The organism is Streptomyces sp. NPDC002446 (assembly GCF_053595675.1).
Window position 1 is genome coordinate 13,070 of record NZ_JBSFYC010000085.1, and the last position, 18,928, is coordinate 31,997.

The 18,928-nt window shown below is 72.1% G+C and carries 16 protein-coding genes and 1 tRNA gene; 11 read left to right on the top strand and 6 right to left on the bottom strand.

Going from position 1 to position 18,928, the window contains the following annotated elements:
* Positions 1-96: 96 nt before the first annotated feature.
* From ACWD6P_RS32285 to ACWD6P_RS32295, 3 genes are all read left to right on the top strand, one after another.
* Complete coding sequence (locus tag ACWD6P_RS32285; RefSeq protein WP_451447739.1) at positions 97-1,509, top strand: MBL fold metallo-hydrolase; 1,413 nt, start codon at positions 97-99, stop codon at positions 1,507-1,509.
* Positions 1,510-1,923: 414 nt separating this feature from the next.
* Positions 1,924-2,472 carry an AMP-binding protein gene (locus ACWD6P_RS32290; RefSeq protein WP_451447740.1) on the top strand — a complete coding sequence of 183 codons (549 nt, stop codon included), beginning with the start codon at positions 1,924-1,926 and terminating at the stop codon, positions 2,470-2,472.
* 959 nt (positions 2,473-3,431) lie between these two features.
* Entirely contained in the window at positions 3,432-3,698 is a 267-nt protein-coding gene (locus ACWD6P_RS32295) for a hypothetical protein (RefSeq protein WP_451447741.1), read from the top strand.
* A 49-nt stretch (positions 3,699-3,747) separates the two neighbouring features.
* Here ACWD6P_RS32295 and mscL read toward each other — a convergent pair whose 3' ends face one another.
* From mscL to ACWD6P_RS32320, 5 genes are all read right to left on the bottom strand, one after another.
* Positions 3,748-4,251: a large conductance mechanosensitive channel protein MscL gene (gene mscL / locus ACWD6P_RS32300; protein WP_451447742.1), complete on the bottom strand. Its 504-nt coding sequence runs from the start codon at positions 4,249-4,251 to the stop codon at positions 3,748-3,750.
* An 888-nt stretch (positions 4,252-5,139) separates the two neighbouring features.
* Positions 5,140-5,973, bottom strand: coding sequence for an S-methyl-5'-thioadenosine phosphorylase (locus tag ACWD6P_RS32305; protein WP_451447743.1), 834 nt, complete (start codon positions 5,971-5,973; stop codon positions 5,140-5,142).
* A gap of 84 nt (positions 5,974-6,057) precedes the next feature.
* Positions 6,058-6,393 (bottom strand): FmdB family zinc ribbon protein, encoded by a 336-nt coding sequence (locus tag ACWD6P_RS32310; RefSeq protein WP_451447744.1) that lies wholly within the window; start codon positions 6,391-6,393, stop codon positions 6,058-6,060.
* A 113-nt stretch (positions 6,394-6,506) separates the two neighbouring features.
* Positions 6,507-7,799 carry an MFS transporter gene (locus tag ACWD6P_RS32315; protein WP_451447745.1) on the bottom strand — a complete coding sequence of 431 codons (1,293 nt, stop codon included), beginning with the start codon at positions 7,797-7,799 and terminating at the stop codon, positions 6,507-6,509.
* Positions 7,800-8,116: 317 nt separating this feature from the next.
* The gene (locus ACWD6P_RS32320) at positions 8,117-9,664 is read right to left on the bottom strand and encodes a potassium/proton antiporter (RefSeq protein ID WP_451447746.1); all 1,548 of its coding nucleotides are present in this window, start codon (positions 9,662-9,664) and stop codon (positions 8,117-8,119) included.
* Positions 9,665-9,838: 174 nt separating this feature from the next.
* Here ACWD6P_RS32320 and ACWD6P_RS32325 point away from each other — a divergent pair, with 174 nt between their 5' ends.
* Complete coding sequence (locus ACWD6P_RS32325) at positions 9,839-12,562, top strand: penicillin acylase family protein (RefSeq protein WP_451447747.1); 2,724 nt, start codon at positions 9,839-9,841, stop codon at positions 12,560-12,562.
* 123 nt (positions 12,563-12,685) lie between these two features.
* Here the strand turns inward: ACWD6P_RS32325 and ACWD6P_RS32330 are convergent, their stop codons facing one another.
* Positions 12,686-13,312, bottom strand: coding sequence for a 5-formyltetrahydrofolate cyclo-ligase (locus tag ACWD6P_RS32330; protein ID WP_451447756.1), 627 nt, complete (start codon positions 13,310-13,312; stop codon positions 12,686-12,688).
* Positions 13,313-13,399: 87 nt separating this feature from the next.
* Between ACWD6P_RS32330 and galU the strand changes: the two genes are divergently transcribed.
* From galU to ACWD6P_RS32365, 7 genes are all read left to right on the top strand, one after another.
* Complete coding sequence (galU, locus tag ACWD6P_RS32335) at positions 13,400-14,302, top strand: UTP--glucose-1-phosphate uridylyltransferase GalU (protein WP_451447748.1); 903 nt, start codon at positions 13,400-13,402, stop codon at positions 14,300-14,302.
* A 4-nt stretch (positions 14,303-14,306) separates the two neighbouring features.
* Positions 14,307-15,623 carry a molybdotransferase-like divisome protein Glp gene (glp, locus tag ACWD6P_RS32340; RefSeq protein WP_451447749.1) on the top strand — a complete coding sequence of 439 codons (1,317 nt, stop codon included), beginning with the start codon at positions 14,307-14,309 and terminating at the stop codon, positions 15,621-15,623.
* Between the two features lie 59 nt (positions 15,624-15,682).
* The gene (gene moaC / locus ACWD6P_RS32345; protein WP_451447750.1) at positions 15,683-16,165 is read left to right on the top strand and encodes a cyclic pyranopterin monophosphate synthase MoaC; all 483 of its coding nucleotides are present in this window, start codon (positions 15,683-15,685) and stop codon (positions 16,163-16,165) included.
* A complete protein-coding gene (locus ACWD6P_RS32350) occupies positions 16,162-16,665 on the top strand; it encodes a MogA/MoaB family molybdenum cofactor biosynthesis protein (protein ID WP_451447751.1) in 504 nt (167 codons plus the stop codon). Before moaC ends, ACWD6P_RS32350 begins: the two co-directional genes overlap by 4 nt.
* A 14-nt stretch (positions 16,666-16,679) precedes the next feature.
* Complete coding sequence (locus tag ACWD6P_RS32355) at positions 16,680-17,294, top strand: GNAT family N-acetyltransferase (RefSeq protein WP_451447752.1); 615 nt, start codon at positions 16,680-16,682, stop codon at positions 17,292-17,294.
* Positions 17,295-17,445: 151 nt separating this feature from the next.
* Positions 17,446-18,462, top strand: a complete 1,017-nt coding sequence (gene sepX, locus ACWD6P_RS32360; RefSeq protein WP_451447753.1) for a divisome protein SepX/GlpR — start codon at positions 17,446-17,448, stop codon at positions 18,460-18,462.
* A 101-nt stretch (positions 18,463-18,563) separates the two neighbouring features.
* Positions 18,564-18,636 (top strand) — tRNA-Ala (locus tag ACWD6P_RS32365).
* Positions 18,637-18,928 lie beyond the last annotated feature (292 nt).

Consider the following 18,928-nt stretch of genomic DNA (forward strand, 5'->3'; position numbering starts at 1 on the left):
CACACATCCGCACAACGCACACATCCGCACAACGCACGTATCCGCACGACACACGCATCCGCACGACGCACCCCGCCCATCCCCAGGAGGCCGACCGTGCACTTCGCCCAGTACTACCTCGACTGCCTCTCGCAGGCGTCGTATCTGATCGGCGACCGGACCACCGGCCGCGCCGTCCTCGTGGACCCGCGCCGCGACATCGACGACTATCTGCAGGACGCGGAGGCCGCCGGGCTGCGCATCGAACTCGTCATCGAGACGCACATTCACGCCGACTTCCTCTCGGGCCACCTTGAGATCGCAGAGGCCACCGGCGCCACCGTCGCCTTCGGGGAGGCCGCCGAAACCGGCTTCCCCACAAGGCGGTTACGGGATGGTGAGCGCATCCGGCTGGGCGCGGGCGAAGGCGAAGGGGTCACCCTCACGGTCCTGGCCACCCCCGGCCACACCATGGAGTCCATCTGCCTGGTCATCCACGAAAACCCCGACGATGCCGTGCCGTTCGGGGTGCTCACCGGCGACACCCTCTTCGTCGGCGATGTCGGCCGCCCCGACCTGCTCTCCGCCGCCGGGCACTCCCCCGAGGACATGGCCGCACGTCTGCACCGCTCCCTGCACACCAAACTACTGACCCTCCCGGACGCGACCCGGGTCTTTCCCGCACACGGCGCCGGATCGGCCTGCGGCCGCAGTCTGTCCACCGAGACCAGCTCCACCATCGGCGACCAGCGCCGCCTCAACTACGCGCTGCAGCCCATGCCGGAGGAGGCGTTCGTCCGGCTGGTCACCGCCGAGCAACCGGCGACTCCCGGCTACTTCGCGCACGATGCGGCCCTCAACCGGGACGGCCACCCCCTCCTGGACGCCGCCCCGCCGCCCGCGCTCACCCTGGAGGAGGCGCTCGCGGCCCGCGACCAGCAGGGCGCCGCCCTCCTCGACTGCCGCCCGCTGGCCGCCTACACCCGCGCGCATCTGGCCGGTTCGCTGCACACGAGCCTGGACACCCGGTTCGCGGAGTACGCCGGCAGCGTGGTCGCCCCGGGCACCCCGATCGTGCTGCTCGCCGAGCCCGGCAAGGAGCAGGAGGCCCGCCTCCGCCTCGCCCGCATCGGCTATGACCACGTCATCGGCCATCTGCCCGACCCCGCCGCCGCCTTGGACCGCGCCCCGGCGCTCGTACGGCACAGCCATCGCCTCGTCCCTGAGGAACTCGCCCTGGGGGAGGGGGAGGGGGAGGTGCGCGGCGACCGGCCGGCGCACGCCCAGCTGATCGACGTCCGCAACCCGGCCGAATACGCGGCGGGCGCCCTCCCCGGCGCCCGCAGCATCCCGTTGGCCACGCTCCCCGACCGCATCGCCGAACTGGATCCGGCGCGCCCGGTCGTCCTCTACTGCCGCAGCGGGAACCGGTCGGTGATCGCGGCGGCGCTGCTGGAGGCGCGCGGATTTGGCGAAGTGTGCGATGTGGTGGGCGGATACGAGGCGGCGGCGGGCGCGGGGAAGGGGTGATCGCCGGGCGGGGGTGAGTTGCCCGGCCTCAGGGGCGCGGCAGGGTTCCTCGGGGGCGCGGCAGGGTCCCTCGGGGGCTCGTCAGGGTCCCTCGGGGGCTCGTCAGGGCTCGTCAGGGCTCGGGATGGCCGCGGCGGCGAGGGCCAGCCCTGCCCCGGCCGCGGCCGTCTGCACAGCCTTGGACGCCCCGAAGGCCTCGCCCGCCCGTGCGCTCGCGGCGCATGAGCGCCTGAGGTCAGCACGAAGGAGTTCAGCGGGAAGCGAGAGGGGGGAGGGAGGGATGGAGGGATGGAGTGTGGAGTGCACCAGAAGGGGGAAGGACGTAGGCGGCAGATCACCGGGGGACCCGTAAGCGCCGGCCCCGTACAGCGGACGTTCAGCGAACGTTGATCGGTGATCTACATGCTGATCCGCATGTTGCGCCGTGTGACCTCAGAGCATGCAGAAGACGCCCGGGCTGTTCAAGAGCCGGAGACGTCGCGGATCGCCCTCACCTGGAACGGGGAGCCGGGGCGTCTGGAGGAGTTAACCCACGGCATGCTCCTCGACCAGGCCGAACGGGCCGCCGCCGCGCTCACCCGGCTCGGGGTGCGCGCCGGTGACCGGGTCGCGGTCCATCTGCCGCTGGTCCCGGAGTCGGTGATAGCCACCCTCGCCTGCGGCCGGTTGGACGCGATACGCACCACGCTGCCGGTCTCGCTGACGGTGCCCGAACTCGTCGCACGGACCCGGGAGTCGGACGCCCGGGTGGTGATCACTGCGGACGCGGCGTTCTGGGACGGGGCAGTACGGCCGGTGAAGGCGCTGCTCGACCATGCACTGGCGCGAGGCGCGGCCGCGGGGGGCGCGTCCGATCGCACGGTGCTGGTCGTGAACCGCTGCTCGCGCCCGGTGTCCTGGAAGCCCGGCCGCGACATGTGGTGGCACGACGCACTCGGAGGCACGGCGGCGGCCGGCCGCTGACGGTCAGGGGCGGGCCGCCAGCGGCAGAGGCGGGCTGCTGACGGCCAGAGGCGGGCCGCGGACGGGCAGAGGCGGGCCGCTGAGGGTCAGGGGCGGGCTGCGGGCAGGCAGAGGTGGCAGGGAGACGGGTCGCTCGCGCCGGGGGTGGTCACCCAAGTGGCCCCGCACAACAGGCCGCGGGTCCCATGGCCGCCTAGCGTGGATCCGTGTCGCAGCCCTCGGACGTCCCAGGGCGCCCGGCCCCTCCCCGGCACCCGACTGAGAGGCGGTCACCCATGCCTCGCCCGGACCACGCACACCTCCGCCACCCCCTCCCCGGCACCGACCGCAACAGCCCCCGCAGACGCAATCACGCCTCCCAGAGCCCACCGACCCGCCCCCACGACGGGCAGCGCCCGCACCCCATACCCACCCACGACAAGGGCGGCTAGCGGGAGGCGAGTTCGCAGAGCAGGCTGCGCCCGGGTGTCGGGCGCCCGGACATCGCGCCGGTCAAACAGGGCCGCGAGCCCGCGAGCCCGCGAGCCCGCGAGCATGGCCGGTTCGCCGTGGAGCCCTTGTGCGAAGAGGTCCGGCTGCGTGGGCGGACACGGGCGACGGTGATCTGGACCCCGGGCGGCCAGGCGCCGGAGGGGTGCCACCGGTGCCTCGGCTTCTTCCGGCCCGGAGAGACGAGCGGCAACCGACCGCCGGCGACCAGACGGCCAGCGACCAGACGGCCAGCGACCAGACCGCCGGCGAGCCGACCGTGACCGACTGAGCGGCCCGTCCGACCCTGATCCGCCCCGAGCAGGCACCCCGCCTCTGGTCCGCCCCAAGCAGGCAACCCGCCCCTGATCCACCCCAACAGGCAGCCCGCGCCCCACGGCGGCTCGCCCGTGGCCGGGGGGGCGGCGCGGGTGCCTGCTGAGCGACGGCGACGGCGACGGCGGGGTCGGGCCCGCCCGTACCCTGGAGGGGTGAGCACCACCCCCGAACCCGAGCAGATGCCCGCGCCCCAGCCCACCGGCGACGCGGACGGCGAGGACCGCGGAGGCCAGGTTCCGGCCGCGGCGGCCGTACCGCGCCCGGCCCGCAGGCCCGCCGCGGCGCTGATCTTCGACGACCCGCTGAGCCAGCAGTCCTCGGACGACACCGACCGCGGCTGGGGCGAGCGCCCGGCCGGCGGGGACAGCGCCGCCGATCTCGCCCGCTTCCTCGACGAAAAGCCGCCCCACCACCTCTGAGCGAGGCGAGGGGGCGGCGTATGCCGGCCTTCTTCGGCGCCTGCTACTCCTACTCCTGGGTCTTCTGAGTGCCGATGGTCCCCGAGGCGGAGGACCGGAGGGTGTGCGAGCCGGTGCGCTGGGCGATCAGCGCATCGCGGATCTCGGTGAGCAGCTCGACCTCGGTCAGGGTCGGCGGGGTGTCGTCGACCGGCTTCCTGGCCTCCTGGCGCTCCTTCCACTTGTTCATCGGAAGGATCATGAGGAAGTAGACGACCGCCGCCGTGATCAGAAACGTCAGCGCGGCGCTCAGCACCGAACCCCAGAGGACGTAGATGCCGTCGGTGAACTGGCCCGTCTTCTTGTCGATGTGGCAGGTGGTGAGGCAGGCCTTGTAGTTGTCGAGGTTCTGCGAGCCCAGGGCACCGATGATCGGGTTGATGACGCCCTTGACCACGGCATTCACGATGTTGGTGAACGCCGCACCGACGACCACCGCGACCGCGAGTTCGATGACGTTGCCGCGCATCAGGAATTCCTTGAATCCCTGCAGGACGCCCTTGCTCTCGCTCACCTGACAGCCTCTTTCCACGCTCACTACGGACGGTGCACCAACGATCAGCACCGCAACTTACGGCAGGGCGGGGCAGGGGTGTCCAGTCCCGCAACTCGGACCAGTGATCGGCCGGCGCGTCAGTGCGGATCCGGCGGACGGGGTGGTGGGTCCGGTGCGTCGGACGGACGGATTCGGCGGTACCGGTGCGGTGGGCGCGCCCCCATTGGCGCGCGGCAGATGCCCCGCCACTCGCAGCAGTGTTGCGTGACGCAGGGACGGACGCCACTCGATCTTGGGGCATGGCTACCGCCCTCCCGCGGCCGTCGCCGACGGGCAGCCGGGAGCGGGAGCGGTTCGTACGGCTCCGTACGAAGCTCCGCCGGCCAGTGCTGCGGCGGCCATCGCCAGGCCGGCGGCCAGCATCCGCCGCCGTGTAGCCCGCCCCTGGCGGAGCCTGCCGCCGCCGGGCCGTACCGGCTCGAAGTGCGGTACTTCACAGCAAGGGGGAGCGGGGAGCGGCGGGGAGAGGAGCGGGTCGGGAGCGCAGCCGGCGGAGGAGACAGTGGAGGAGACAGAGGTCGGGGAAGGGGCCCGGTGGGAGAGGGCGGGGGACGGGCAGGGCATGGGTGGTCACCGCCTGTGGTGAGGGGTTGGGATCGCGCTCGGAGGAACCGGCGATCACCACCGTGCCGCAATGCGCTCCCGCCCGCTCGGGGCTGTGGACGACCCCGCCGTTGTGGATAACCCGGCCACCCGGGAGAGGGAGGCCGGACCCGCCGGCCCCTGCCGCGCCACGACGACTGCCGTGCCCCGATGCCACGACGGCTGCCGCAGAACGACGGCATGACGGCTGCCGCGCCACGACGGCAGGACGTCACCGCCGCGCCCGGCGTTCACCCCGTCACGTCACGGCAGCTCGATGCCCAGGTCCCAGCCCGCGTGGGCGTCCGTGCACAGGCAGTCGCGGGTGGTGCTGTCGGGCAGTGCGGCGACCGCGTCGAAGAGCACCTCGCGCAGCCGGCCGATGTTCTGGCCGAAGACGGCGAGGACCTCTTCGTGGGAGACGCCGTCGCCGGTCTCGGTGCCCGCGTCCAGGTCGGTGACCAGGGACAACGAGGTGTAGCAGAGGCTCAGCTCGCGGGCCAGGACCGCCTCGGGGTGGCCCGTCATACCGACCACCGACCAGCCCTGCGCGGCGTGCCAGCGCGATTCGGCGCGGGTGGAGAAGCGGGGGCCCTCGATGACGACGAGGGTGCCGCCGTCGACCGGCTCCCAGTCGCGGCCGCGGGCAGCCTTGAGGGCGGCCTGGCGGCCCGTGGGGCAGTACGGGTCGGCGAAGGTGAGGTGGACGACGTTGGGGACGCTGCCATCGGGCAGCGGGTGGCCGTCGAAGTAGGTCTGGGCGCGGGCCTTGGTGCGGTCGACGAGCTGGTCGGGGACGAGCAGCGTGCCGGGGCCGTACTCGGGGCGCAGACCGCCCACCGCGCACGGGCCGAGGACCTGCCGTACGCCGACCGAGCGCAGCGCCCACAGGTTGGCGCGGTAGTTGATGCGGTGCGGCGGGAGGTGGTGGCCGCGCCCGTGCCGGGGCAGGAAGGCGACCTGACGGCCGGCGATCTCGCCCAGGAACAGTGAGTCGCTCGGGGGACCGTAGGGGGTGTCCACCGTGATCTCGGTCACGTCGTCGAGGAAGGAGTAGAACCCCGAGCCGCCGATAACGCCTATCTCCGCGTCAGCCATGCGGGCCACCCTAGCGGGGCCGGACGCACCGGACCCCGCCGTCCGGGAAGACGGCGGGGTCCGGAGAAGTACGGGGCGGGCGGGTCAGGCCGCGGAGCTGGTGCTCGACGTGCTGCTGGAGGCCGACGCGGCCGGGGCGGCCGACTTGGAGTCGGAGCTGCCCGACGACGAGCCGCTGGAGTCCGAGGAGGACGTGCCGCTCGACGAGGAGGAGCTCTTCGCGGGGCTGCTGCTGGACGACGCACCACGGCTGTCGTTGCGGTAGAAGCCGGAGCCCTTGAAGACGATGCCGACCGCGGAGAACACCTTCTTGAGGCGTCCGTTGCAGCTGGGGCACTCCGTGAGCGCGTCGTCGGTGAACTTCTGCACCGCCTCGAGGCCCTCGCCGCACTCGGTGCACTGGTACTGGTAGGTCGGCACTTGACTTCCTCCTGGCACTCTCACTCGATGAGTGCTAACGACGCTCCATATTGCAGTATTCCGGCCCGTCAGTCCACCGGTGGCCGGGATACGGTGACCGACCCCACGTCCGTTCAGGTGCTCGCCAGCTCCCGTTCCCGGTCGCCGGCGGCCACCGGCGAGGTGCCCGCCGTGCCCTGGGTGGCGACCACGGTCGAGGAGCGCGGCAGCAGGTGGGCGCGGAGCGCCAGCAGCACCGTCAGGGCCAGCGCCGTGCCGGCCAGCGGCACCAGGAATCCGGTGCTCGGTCCGAAGCGGTCCGCCAGCTGGCCGGCGGACGTGGCCGCGGCCGCCTGGCCCAGCGCGACCGCGCCGGTCAGCCAGGTGAAGGCCTCGGTGCGGGCGGCGGCCGGCACCAGCGACTCGACCAGCGTGTAGCCGGTGATCAGGGCCGGGGCGATGCACAGTCCGACGACCAGGCCGACGGCGCCCAGCAGCGGCACCGCGGTCACCGCCCACAGCGGGGTGGTGGCCAGGGCGAGCAGGCCGTAGGCGACCAGCAGCCGGCGCCGCGGGCCGACCTTCCAGGCGATCGCGCCGCAGGCAACGCCGGCGAGCATGTTGCCGCCCGCGAAGATCCCGTAGAGCACGCCGTTGATGCCGGGCTGCCCGATGTGCTGGGTGAAGGCCGTCAGCGAGACCTGCATACCGCCGAAGACGGTGCCGATGCCGAGGAACGCCACGATCAGCACGCGTACGCCGGGCACCGACAGCGCCGAGACGCGCGGCCGGTCGCCGGCCTCGGCCCGGTGCACCGGCGGCTGGCTGCGCCGCTGCGAGGCGAACAGCAGACCGCCGGCCAGTGTCAGCGCGGCCTCGGCGATCAGACCCGCGGCCGGGTGGACGCCCGTGCACAGCGCGGTCGCGAGGACGGGCCCGACCACGAAGGTGAACTCGTCGGTCACCGACTCGAAGGCGGCGGCCGTCGGCATCAGCGGGCTGCCGCCGAGCCGGGAGGCCCAGCGGGCCCGCACCATCGGGCCGACCTGCGGAGTCGAGGCGCCCGTGGGGACGGCCACCGCGATCAGCGCCCACAGGGGGGCGTGGAGCAGGGCCAGGGTGATCAGGGTCGCGACACCGGCGACGTGGACCAGGACGCCGGGGATGAGGACGGCGCGCTGGCCGAAGCGGTCGGCGAGCTTGCCGCTCTGCGGGGCGAACAGCGCCATCGCGACGCCGGTGGTGGCGGACACCGCGCCGGCGGTGCCGTAGGAGCCCGTCGTGGACTGGACGAGCAGCACGATGCCGATCGTCAGCATCGCGAAGGGCTGCCGGGCCAGGAAGCCGGGCAGCAGGAATGTCCATGCACCAGGGGTGCGGAGGAGTTGTCCGTAACCGGGACGGGAGTCCTTGACCGCGGATGCCACGGCCGGGCCTTTCTGCCGCCTGGTAGCGCGCCGCCCGCGAGGTCGTCACGGGTGCGCGCCGAGAGCTGTCCTCTCGCGCAGGACCGAGTGATACCGCATGGTCCGCACCCCGAGAGGTGGCTGCGTGTGGCAGGGGACCGCGGCCGCCGAGCGGTCGCGCCAGCTCTGCATCAGGCAGAGTTGGTTCGTCGATGTTCCTTTGCATACTACAGGCCGAAACGCGAGAAGCCCTGGGATTAGCCAGGGCTTCTCGCGGATTTCCTTGAGATCCGTGGAGATTTGCAGCACATTTTCGGCCGCGCCGGGGCGGCCCAGGGTCAGCGCGGGCTTCGCCCTCGGTGGCGCCGCTCGGTGGTGCCGTCCGTCCCCAGCCAGCCGGCCAGCTTGCCGCCCTGGGAGACCGCCTGCAGTCGGCGCTCGGCCGCGTCGCGCACCGGGTCGGTGGCGACCACCAGCAGCTCGTCGCCGCGCCGCAGCACCGTGGTCGGCGAGGGTACGAAGCTGGAGCCGTCCCGTACGACGAGGGTGACCGCGGCGCCCGCGGGCATCCGCAGCTCGCCGACCTCGACGCCGTGCATACGGGACGTCGGGCCGATGGACGTGGACAGCAGATGGCCGCGCAGCCGCTCCAGGGGCGCCGACTCGATGCCCAGGTCGGCGGCCTCCTTGCCGTCGCCCAGCTTCAGCCGCCGGGCCAGCCACGGCAGCGTCGGCCCCTGGACGAGGGTGTAGACGACGACCAGGACGAAGACGATGTTGAAGACCCGCTGGCTGCCGGGTACGTCGCCCACCATCGGGATGGTGGCCAGCACGATCGGGACCGCGCCGCGCAGCCCGGCCCACGACAGCAGGGTCTTCTCCCGCCAGGGCACCCGGAACGGCAGCAGTGCGGTGAACACGGACGCCGGCCGGGCCACGATCGTCAGGATCAGGCCGATGACCAGGGCGGGCACGAAGTCGTTGATCAGCTTGTGCGGGGTCACCAGCAGGCCCAGCAGCACGAACATGCCGATCTGGCCGATCCAGCCGAGCCCTTCGGCGAATCCGCGGGTGGCCGGCGCGTGCGGCAGTTTGGCGTTGCCGAGGATCACCGCGGCCAGATAGACGGCGAGGAAGCCGGAGCCGTGCGCCAGCGCGCCGGCCGCGTACGCGGAGACGGCGATGGCCATGACGGCGATCGGGTAGAGGCCGGAGGCGGGCAGCGCCACATGCCGCATGCCGTACGCGCCGAGCCACCCGATGGCCAGTCCGATGGCGGCGCCGATCGCCAGCTCCAGGGCGATGGTGCCGAGCAGGACGTACCAGTGGTCGACCGGTCCCGCGGTGGAGAAGGCGACGACGAGGATGACCACGGGGGCGTCGTTGAAGCCGGACTCGGCTTCCAGGACACCTGTCAGACGGGCCGGGAGCGGAACGTTGCGCAGCACGGAGAAGACGGCCGCGGCGTCCGTCGAGGAGACCACGGCGCCGATCAGCAGCGACTGGCGCCAGTCAATTCCGGCCAGATAGTGCGCTCCGGCCGCGGTGACCCCCACGCTCACCGCGACGCCGACCGTCGAGAGCGCCGCCGCTTGGGGCAGCGCCGGTTTGATCTCTTTCCACTTGGTGCCCAGGCCGCCCTCGGCGAGGATCACGACCAGTGCGGCATAGCCGAGGAGTTGGGTCAGCTCGGCGTTGTCGAAGACGACGCCGCCGAGGCCGTCCTGCCCTATGGCGACGCCTATCCCCAGGTAGATGAGCAGGCTGGGGAGCCCGCTGCGCGAGGAGACCCGTACCGCGGCCACCGCGATGAGCAGTACGAGAGAGCAGATCAGCAGGAGTTCGTTGAGGTGGTCGACAGTCAGGGAGCTGGTCCTTCCTCGCACAGGTCCGGGCGGGGGCTTTTGGGCGGTCTTTCCTTACCGTATCTAGTTACTGAGACTAACAATTTACCATTGCTTGAAAGTTGGATGTGCTGGTGGTGACTCCGCGTAGGGGTCGCCGAACCCGTGCGCCTATGGTTGCTCCAGCACTCCCACCCTGCCCCTCGAAGGACAGAGATGCCCGCCAACAAGTCCGGCCCAGTCCCCAGGAAGAAGAAGGGGCGGCGCGGCCGCCTCGTCGCGATCGCGGTCGTGCTGCTGCTCGTGGCGGGCATCGGCTTCGGCGCGTTCTGGGGAGTCAGTACCGTACGCGCCTCCTTCCCGCAGACCACCGGCTCGCTCAAACTCCCGGGCCTGACCAATCCGGTGGATGTGGTGCGCGACGCCAACGGCATCCCGCAGGTCTACGCCGACACCGACGAGGACCTCTTCCGCGCCCAGGGGTACGTACAGGCCCAGGACCGCTTCTGGGAGATGGACGTCCGGCGCCATATGACCGCCGGCCGGCTCTCGGAGATGTTCGGCAAGAGCCAGGTCAAGACCGACTCCTTCCTGCGCACCCTCGGCTGGCACCGCGTGGCGCAGCAGGAGTACGACACCAAGCTGGCCCCCAGCACCAAGAAGTACCTCAAGGCCTACTCCGCCGGTGTCAACGCCTACCTCAAGGACCACGAGGGCTCGGCGCTGTCCCTGGAGTACGCGGCGCTGGACTTCGAGAACGACTACAAGCCGGAGAAGTGGACGCCGGTCGACTCGGTGGCCTGGCTCAAGGCGATGGCCTGGGACCTGCGCGGCAACATGCAGGAGGAGATCGACCGCTCCCTGATGACCAGCCGCTTCACCCCGGAGCAGATCGCCCAGCTCTACCCGGCGTACCCGTACAAGCGGAACAAGCCGATCGTCGACGGCGGCGCGGTCGACCCGGCCGGCAAGCAGTTCACGCCCAAGGGCTCGGCCAACTCCGCCCCCGCCGGCACCGGCACTGCCGTCGGCGGCCTGCAGACGCAGCTGGCCTCGCTGTCCAAGACCCTCGAAGAGGTCCCGGCGCTGCTCGGCCCCAACGGCAACGGCATCGGCTCCAACTCCTGGGTCGTCTCCGGCGCGCACACCACCACCGGCAAGCCGCTGCTCGCCAACGATCCGCACCTGGCACCGCAGATGCCCTCGCTCTGGTACCAGATGGGCCTGCACTGCCGTACCGCCGGCCCCAAGTGCAACTACGACGTCTCCGGTTTCACCTTCTCCGGCATGCCCGGCGTCGTCATCGGTCACAACCAGAACGTCTCCTGGGGCCTGACCAACCTCGGCGCCGACGTCACCGACCTGTACCTGGAGAAGATCAACGCCGACGGGTACCTCTCCGACGGCCGGCAGCAGCCCTTCCTCACGCGCAAGGAGACCATCAAGGTCGCCGGCGGTGAGAGCCACGAGATCACCGTCCGCTCCACCAGGAACGGGCCGATCGTCTCCGACCGCGACGACGAACTCGGCAAGGTCGGCAAGGACGCGCCCGTGGGCAACGCCGCCCCGGACCGCGGCGACGGCTACGCCGTATCCCTGCGCTGGACCGCGCTGGACCCCGGCAACTCCATGGACGCCGTCTTCGAGCTCGACCGCGCCAAGGACTGGAGCAGCTTCCGCAAGGCCGCCGAGCACTTCGAGGTGCCCTCGCAGAACCTGATCTACGCCGACACCAAGGGCAACATCGGCTATCAGATGCCCGGCCGGATCCCGGTCCGCGGCAAGGGCGACGGCCACTTCGACGGCACCTACCCGGCGCCCGGCTGGGACCCGAAGTTCCAGTGGAAGGGCTACATCCCGAACAAGGCGCTGCCCTACGAGTACAACCCGCAGCGCGGCTACATCGTCACCGCCAACCAGGCCGTCGTCGACGAGAAGTACCCCTACCTGATCACCAAGGACTGGGGCTACGGCTCCCGCAGCCAGCGGATCAACGACCTGATCCAGTCCAAGATCAAGGACGGCGGCAAGGTCTCCACCGACGACATGCAGACCTTCCAGAAGGACAACAGCAGCGAGATCGCCCGGCTGCTGACGCCCTACCTGACGAAGATCGACATCAAGGACAAGTACGTCCGCGACGCCCAGCAGCTGCTGGAGGGCTGGGACTTCACCCAGGAGCCCGACTCCGCCGCGGCCGCCTACTTCAACGCCGTCTGGCGCAACACCCTCAAGCTCGCCTTCGGCAACAAGATGCCCAAGGAGCTGCGGGTCGAGGGCCAGTGCCTGACCGTCCGCCCGGCCGACGAGACCGGCCCCGTCGACGAGAACGACACCTACGTCCGCGAATGCGGTGAGCGGGACGGCGACACCGCCCAGCCCGACGGCGGCGACCGCTGGTACGAGGTCGTGCGGGGCATCCTCGACGACCCCGACAACGCCTGGTGGAAGACCGAGGACCGGCCCGGGCGCCCCGGCGACAAGAACCGCGACCAGCTCCTCGCGCACGCCATGCAGGACGCGCGCTACGAGCTGACCTCCAAGCTGGGCAAGAACATCGACAACTGGAGCTGGGGCCGACTGCACCAGCTGTTCCTGAAGAACCAGACCCTGGGCACCGACGGCCCCGGCATGCTGCAGGGCCTGTTCAACCGCGGCCCCTGGAACCTCGGCGGCGGCGAGGCCGCGGTCGACGCCACCGGCTGGAACGCCGCCGGCGGCTACAAGGTCACCTGGGTCCCGTCGATGCGGATGGTGGTCAACCTCGCCGACCTCGACAAGTCCCGCTGGATCAACCTCACCGGCGCCTCCGGGCACGCCTACGACACCCACTACTACGACCAGACCGACAAGTGGGCCAAGGGCGAGCTGCTGCCCTGGGCGTTCAGCGAAGCGGCCGTGAAGAAGGCGGAGAAGGACACGCTGACGCTGTCGCCGTAGCGGCGCCGCCGCCCTCAGCGCAGACGGGCGGGCCGGAGATCTTCACGGAGATCTTCCGGCCCGCCCGTCGGCGTTCCGCGCCCGGCGCGGCGCCTGCGTCCGCGGTCCGCGCGCAGGCGCCGCTCAGTGCCGGAACCGGTGCACCGCCGACGGCGTCACCGCGGCATGCACATGCCGGTCGTGCGGCTCGGCCGGCACCTCGGCCAGCACCTCGGTGTCGTAGAGCAGCACCACCAGCGACGCCCGCGCACCGGCCCGCTCCAGCCGCGCCAGCACACGGTCGTAGGAGCCGCCGCCGCGCCCCAGCCGCAGCCCCTGCCGGTCCACCGCCAGGCCCGGCAGCAGCACCACGTCTGCCTGGGTGACGGCCTTGGGGGTCAGCCGCTCGCCGTCCGGCTCCAGCAGCCCCCAGCCGGCCGGCGCCAGGTGCTCGGCGCCCTCGTAGAGCGCCCAGTCCAGATCGTTGTCCGGGAGGAGTACGGGCAGCAGCACCCGCACACCGGCCGCCCGCAGCCGGTCCAGCAGGGCCCGGGTGGAGGGCTCGCCCCCTATCGACACATATGCGGCGACCGTCGGCGGGGTGCCGGGCCGCGGAGCGCCCGCGGCCGGGGCGGCATGGCGGGCCAACTCGTCCAGCTCCAGCGTCCGTCGGGCCAGCGCCTCGCCCGCCGCCGCGACGACATCCGGCGGCAACGATCTCCTCACCTCCAGGAGATCGCGCCGCAACCTGCGCTTTCTATCGTGATTGATACTCACTGTGCGCCCTTGCTCCCGCTCTCATTGGCTATTCACCACTCCCTCATCATCGTTCCGATAGCGCCGGTTATGGTGTCGCGCATGACCCCATCGCACACACGGATCAGCAAGGCTGTCATCCCAGCAGCCGGCCTCGGCACCAGGTTTCTCCCCGCTACGAAGGCCACACCCAAGGAGATGCTCCCGGTCGTCGACAAGCCCGCCATCCAGTACGTGGTGGAGGAGGCGGCCGCCGCCGGGCTCTCCGACGTCCTGATGGTGACCGGCCGCAACAAGCGCCCCCTCGAGGACCACTTCGACCGCAACTACGAGCTCGAAGAGGCCCTGCACCGCAAGGGCGACGCGTCCCGCCTCGCCAAGGTGCAGGAATCCAGCGACCTGGCGACCATGCACTACGTACGCCAGGGCGACCCCAAGGGCCTGGGCCACGCCGTGCTGTGCGCGGCGCCCCACGTGGGCGACCAGCCCTTCGCGGTCCTCCTCGGCGACGACCTGATCGACCCCCGCGACCCGCTGCTGGCGCGCATGGTCGAGGTGCAGGAGAAGCACGGCGGCTCCGTCATCGCCCTCATGGAGGTCGACCCGGCGAACATCCACCTCTACGGCTGCGCGGCCGCCGCCCCCACCGGCGACGACGACGTGGTGACCGTCTCCGACCTGGTCGAGAAGCCCGACCCGGCCGACGCCCCCAGCAACCTCGCCATCATCGGCCGCTACGTCCTCGACCCGGCCGTCTTCGAGGTGCTGCGCAAGACCGACCCGGGCCGCGGCGGCGAGATCCAGCTCACCGACGCCCTCCAGGCGCTGGCCGCCGACCCCTCCCTGGGCGGGCCCGTGCACGGCGTGGTCTTCAAGGGCCGGCGCTATGACACCGGCGACCGTGGCGACTATCTGCGTGCCATTGTCAGACTGGCATGCGAACGTGAGGACCTGGGCCCGGACTTCCGGACCTGGCTGCGCAGTTACGTCACCGAGGAGATGTAGGACGTTGAACAACGCCACCGGCCGGACCAGCCACCAGGACCGTGTCTGGTCGGTGGCCGAGCATCTCGACGACGTCCTCGCCGCGATCGAACCGCTGGACCCGATCGAGCTGCCGCTCCTGGACGCCCAGGGCTGCGTCCTGGTCGACGACATCGCGGTCTCCGTCGCCCTGCCGCCCTTCGACAACAGCTCCATGGACGGCTATGCGGTCCGCGCCGCCGACGTGGCCGGCGCCACGGAAGCCGCCCCGGCCGTCCTGACCGTGATCGGCGACGTCGCGGCGGGCAGCGGCGAGCTGCCGCGGATCGGCCCCGGCCAGGCCGCCCGGATCATGACCGGCGCCCCCGTACCGCCCGGCGCCGAGGCCGTCGTCCCCGTCGAGTGGACCGACGGCGGTACGGGCGAGGGGCCGGCCGACACGATGCGCGCCCACAGCGCCGCGCCCGAGGGCGCCGCCGGCCAGGTCCGCGTCCACCGCCCGGCCGCCGCCGGCGCCCACATCCGCGCCCGCGGCAGCGACGTCACCGAAGGCGAGCCGGCCCTCGCCGCGGGCACGGTCCTCGGCCCCTCGCAGATCGGCCTGCTCGCCGCCCTCGGCCGCGGCACGGTCCGGGTCCGCCCCCGCCCCCGGGTGGTGGTGATGTCGACCGGCAGCGAACTGGTCCAGCCCGGCGAGGCGTTGGGGCCCGGCCAGATCCATGACTCCAACAGCTTCCAGCTCACCGCCGCCGCCCGCGCCGCCGGTGCGGTCGCCTACCGCGTGGGCGCCGTCGCCGACGACGCCGAGACCCTCCGCGCCACGCTGGAGGACCAGCTCGTCCGGGCCGACCTCCTCGTCACCAGCGGCGGCGTCAGCGTCGGCGCGTACGACGTGGTCAAGGAGACGCTGGCCGCCGAGGGCCAGGTCGAGTTCCGCAGGCTCGCCATGCAGCCCGGCAAGCCCCAGGGCTTCGGCCGCATCGGCCCCGACCGCACCCCGCTGCTCGCCCTGCCCGGCAACCCCGTCAGCGCCTACGTCTCCTTCGAGCTGTTCGTCCGCCCCGCCATCCGCGCCCTGATGGGCCTGCCGGACGTCCAGCGCCCCACCACCCCCGCCCGCTGCACCGACGCCATCGCCTCCTCGCCCAAGGGCAAGCGGCAGTTCCTGCGCGGCTGCTACGACGCCGAGGCCGGCACGGTCACCCCGGTCGGCGGCGCCGGCTCCCACCTGATCAAGGCGATGGCGCACGCCGACGCACTGATCGTCGTCCCCGAGGACACCACCGAGGTCCCCGCGGGCGGGACCGTGGAGGTCGTCCCGCTGGGACAGCCCGCCGGGTGACCCCGCGCCGCCGGGGGTACGGTGTCGTCCCACAGGCGGCAGTTTCGACCGGGAGAACGATGAGCAGCGGCCAGCAACACCTCACCCATCTCGACGCGGCGGGCGCGGCGCGGATGGTCGACGTCTCCGCGAAGGACGTCACCGCCCGCACGGCCCGAGCCCGCGGCCGGGTTCTGGTGTCGCCGCAGGTCATCGAGTTGCTGCGGGGTGAGGGCATGCCCAAGGGCGACGCTCTGGCCACCGCACGGATCGCCGGCATCATGGGCGCCAAGCGCACCCCCGAACTGATTCCGCTCTGCCACCCGCTCGCCGTCTCCGGCGTCAAGGTCGACCTCTCCCTGACCGACGAGGCCGTCGAGATCGCGGCCACGGTCAAGACCACCGACCGCACCGGTGTCGAGATGGAGGCGCTGACCGCCGTCTCCGTCGCGGCCCTCACCGTCGTCGACATGATCAAGGCGGTCGACAAGGCCGCGGTGATCTCCGACATCCGCGTCGAGGAGAAGACCGGCGGCAAGTCCGGCGACTGGAGCCGGTCATGAGACCCGCCCGCGCGCTGGTCGTCACCGCCTCCAACCGGGCCGCGGCCGGCGTCTACGCGGACAAGGGCGGCCCGCTGCTCGCCGAGGGCCTGACCGCCATGGGCTTCGAGGTCGAGGGCCCGGAGGTCGTCCCCGACGGCGATCCGGTCGAGTCCGCTCTGCGCCGGGCCGTCGACTCCGCCCGCTACGCCGTCGTCCTCACCACCGGCGGTACGGGCGTCTCGCCCACCGACCGCACCCCCGAAGCCACCCGCCGGGTCCTCGACTACGAGGTCCCCGGCATCCCCGAGGCGATCCGCGCCGCGGGGCGCGACAAGGTCCCCACCGCCGCCCTCTCCCGCGGACTGGCCGGCGTCGCCGGCACGACCCTGATCGTCAACCTCCCGGGATCGACGGGCGGTGTCCGCGACGGCCTCGCCGTCCTCGCCGAGCTCCTCCCGCACGCCGTCGACCAGATCCGCGGCGGCGACCACCCCACCCCCTCCGGGAGCCCGAGCTGAACGCGCCCTGGCCGGTGGTCCTGACGGACGGTGATGTCACCCTCCGCCCGATAAGGCTGCGCGACCAGAAGGCCTGGCGCGAGGTCAACCGCCGCAACCGCGACTGGCTGCGCCCCTGGGAAGCCACCATCCCGCCGCCCCCGCCCGGCCTGGCCCCGCCGCACCGCCCCACGTACCGTCAGATGGTCCGCCATCTGCGCGCCGAGGCACACGCCGGCCGGATGCTGCCGTTCGTCGTCGAATTCCGCGGACAGCTCGTCGGGCAGCTGACGGTCGCCGGTATCACCTGGGGCTCGATGTGTTCGGGCCATGTCGGCTACTGGGTCGACCAGGAAGTGGCCGGACGTGGCGTGATCCCGACCGCCGTGGCGCTCGCGGTCGACCACTGCTTCCGTGCGGTCGGACTGCACCGCATCGAGGTCTGCATTCGCCCCGAGAACACCCCCAGTCGCCGGGTGGTCGAAAAACTCGGCTTTCGGGAAGAGGGCATCCGCCCCCGCTACCTGCACATCGACGGGGCCTGGCGCGACCACGCGGTATTCGCCCTCACCGCGGAAGAGGTGCCCGAAGGCCTGCTCTACCGCTGGCGCCGGGCGAATCCCAGCAGGCCCGGCACACCCCACAAATAAAATAAGTGTTCGAAAAAAATTCCCGATTGGCCGGATTGGCGTAGGCGCGGATCTCTACCATCACAAAAAAGTTCGAGATATCAGCCAGATCGTGCGACACACCGGCCCAATTGGCGGATAGGCCGCCGCAAACCCCTCTACCGTGTGAGTTGTGAGAAGCAGCGGCCTCATCTACGCAGTCATCGTCGGGGCCTGGGCCGCCTACTTGGTGCCGATGTGGCTCCGTAGACAGGACGAGCTCAACGAGGCCCGTCCCACCGAGCGCTTCAGCACCGCCATCCGGCTGCTGTCCGGACGCGCGGCCATGCAGCGCCGCTACGACAAGGAGCACGGGGAGTACCCCGCCGACGATGCGGGCGAGGAACAGCACCCGGACGCCCTGGCCGACGAGGCCGCCGCCGGGCCCTTCGCCGACCCCGCCGACGAGCCCGAGGCCCTCCACACCCGGGTGCAGCCCGCCCCGCCGCGCCCTTCTCTCTCCGAGCGGGCCAAGCGCGCCAAGGTCCTCGCCCGGCGCCGGCGCACCATCACGGTCCTCTTCCTCGCCTTCACCGTCGGCGCCGTCGTCGCCGCGGTGGGCGGCCTGCCCTTCCTGTGGGCCCCCGCCCTCCCCGCCCTGCTGCTGACCGCCTACATCGTCTACCTGCGCGCCCAGGAGCGCCGCCGCTTCACCTTCACCATGGACCAGCGCAAGGCGGAGGCGGCAGCGCAGCGGCTGCGGGAGGACCGGCGCCGCCCTCGCCAGGCGGCCGAGCAGCCGCCCGCCGACGACCATCCGGCCGACGCCCGCGCTGAGGCCCCCGCCGACGCCGCCCCGGAACCGCCCCGCGCCGCGCCGCCCGCGCACACCGCGGGACGCCGCGCCGTGGTCGAGGAGACCGACCACGCCGAGTGGGTCGACCAGCAGCGCGAACGCGAACGCCCGACCCCGGCCGCCGGCAGCTGGGAGCCCGTCCCGGTCCCGCTGCCCACCTACGTCACCGCCCCGGTCGCCCCCCGCGCCACCAGCCACGTCGACCTGGAGGCCGACGACGCCTGGAGCTCCGCCCGCTCCAGCGCCGCCTCCGACCACCCCCGGCCCGACACCCCGGCCCGCCGCCCCCGCGGCCGTACCCCCCTCTTCGACCAGTACGAGAACGAGGACCGCCCCCGCGCCGCGAACGAGTGACCCACGCCGCACCGGCAAACGGGCGACGGCCCTCCGCTGACCAGCACCGGAAGCGATTTCCGAGCACCGCGACCGAGATGCTAGAGTTTCACTCGTCGCAAGGGCCTGTGGCGCAGCTGGTAGCGCACCTCGTTCGCAACGAGGGGGTCAGGGGTTCGAATCCCCTCAGGTCCACAATGCAACAGACGAGATCCCGCTCGGCCATCAAGGCCGGGCGGGATTTTCGTTGTTTCCGGGGTCTGTTGTGCGGGTCACAGTCCGGCCCGGGGCGGGTGGGCGGGCCGCCCCCGGGGTCAGGTGGTGCTGACGGGGTGCCAGGTGTGGCGGGACGGGTCGGTGGTGTCGGTCTCACGGAGCAGGAGCAGGGAGTGCTGCGGGGGTTGCTGGCGCGGGCCGTGGGCGGGCATGGCTGAGCCGCCGGGGCGCGGCCGGCCGCCGAGCTGGTCGCCGAGCTGCCACATCTGGT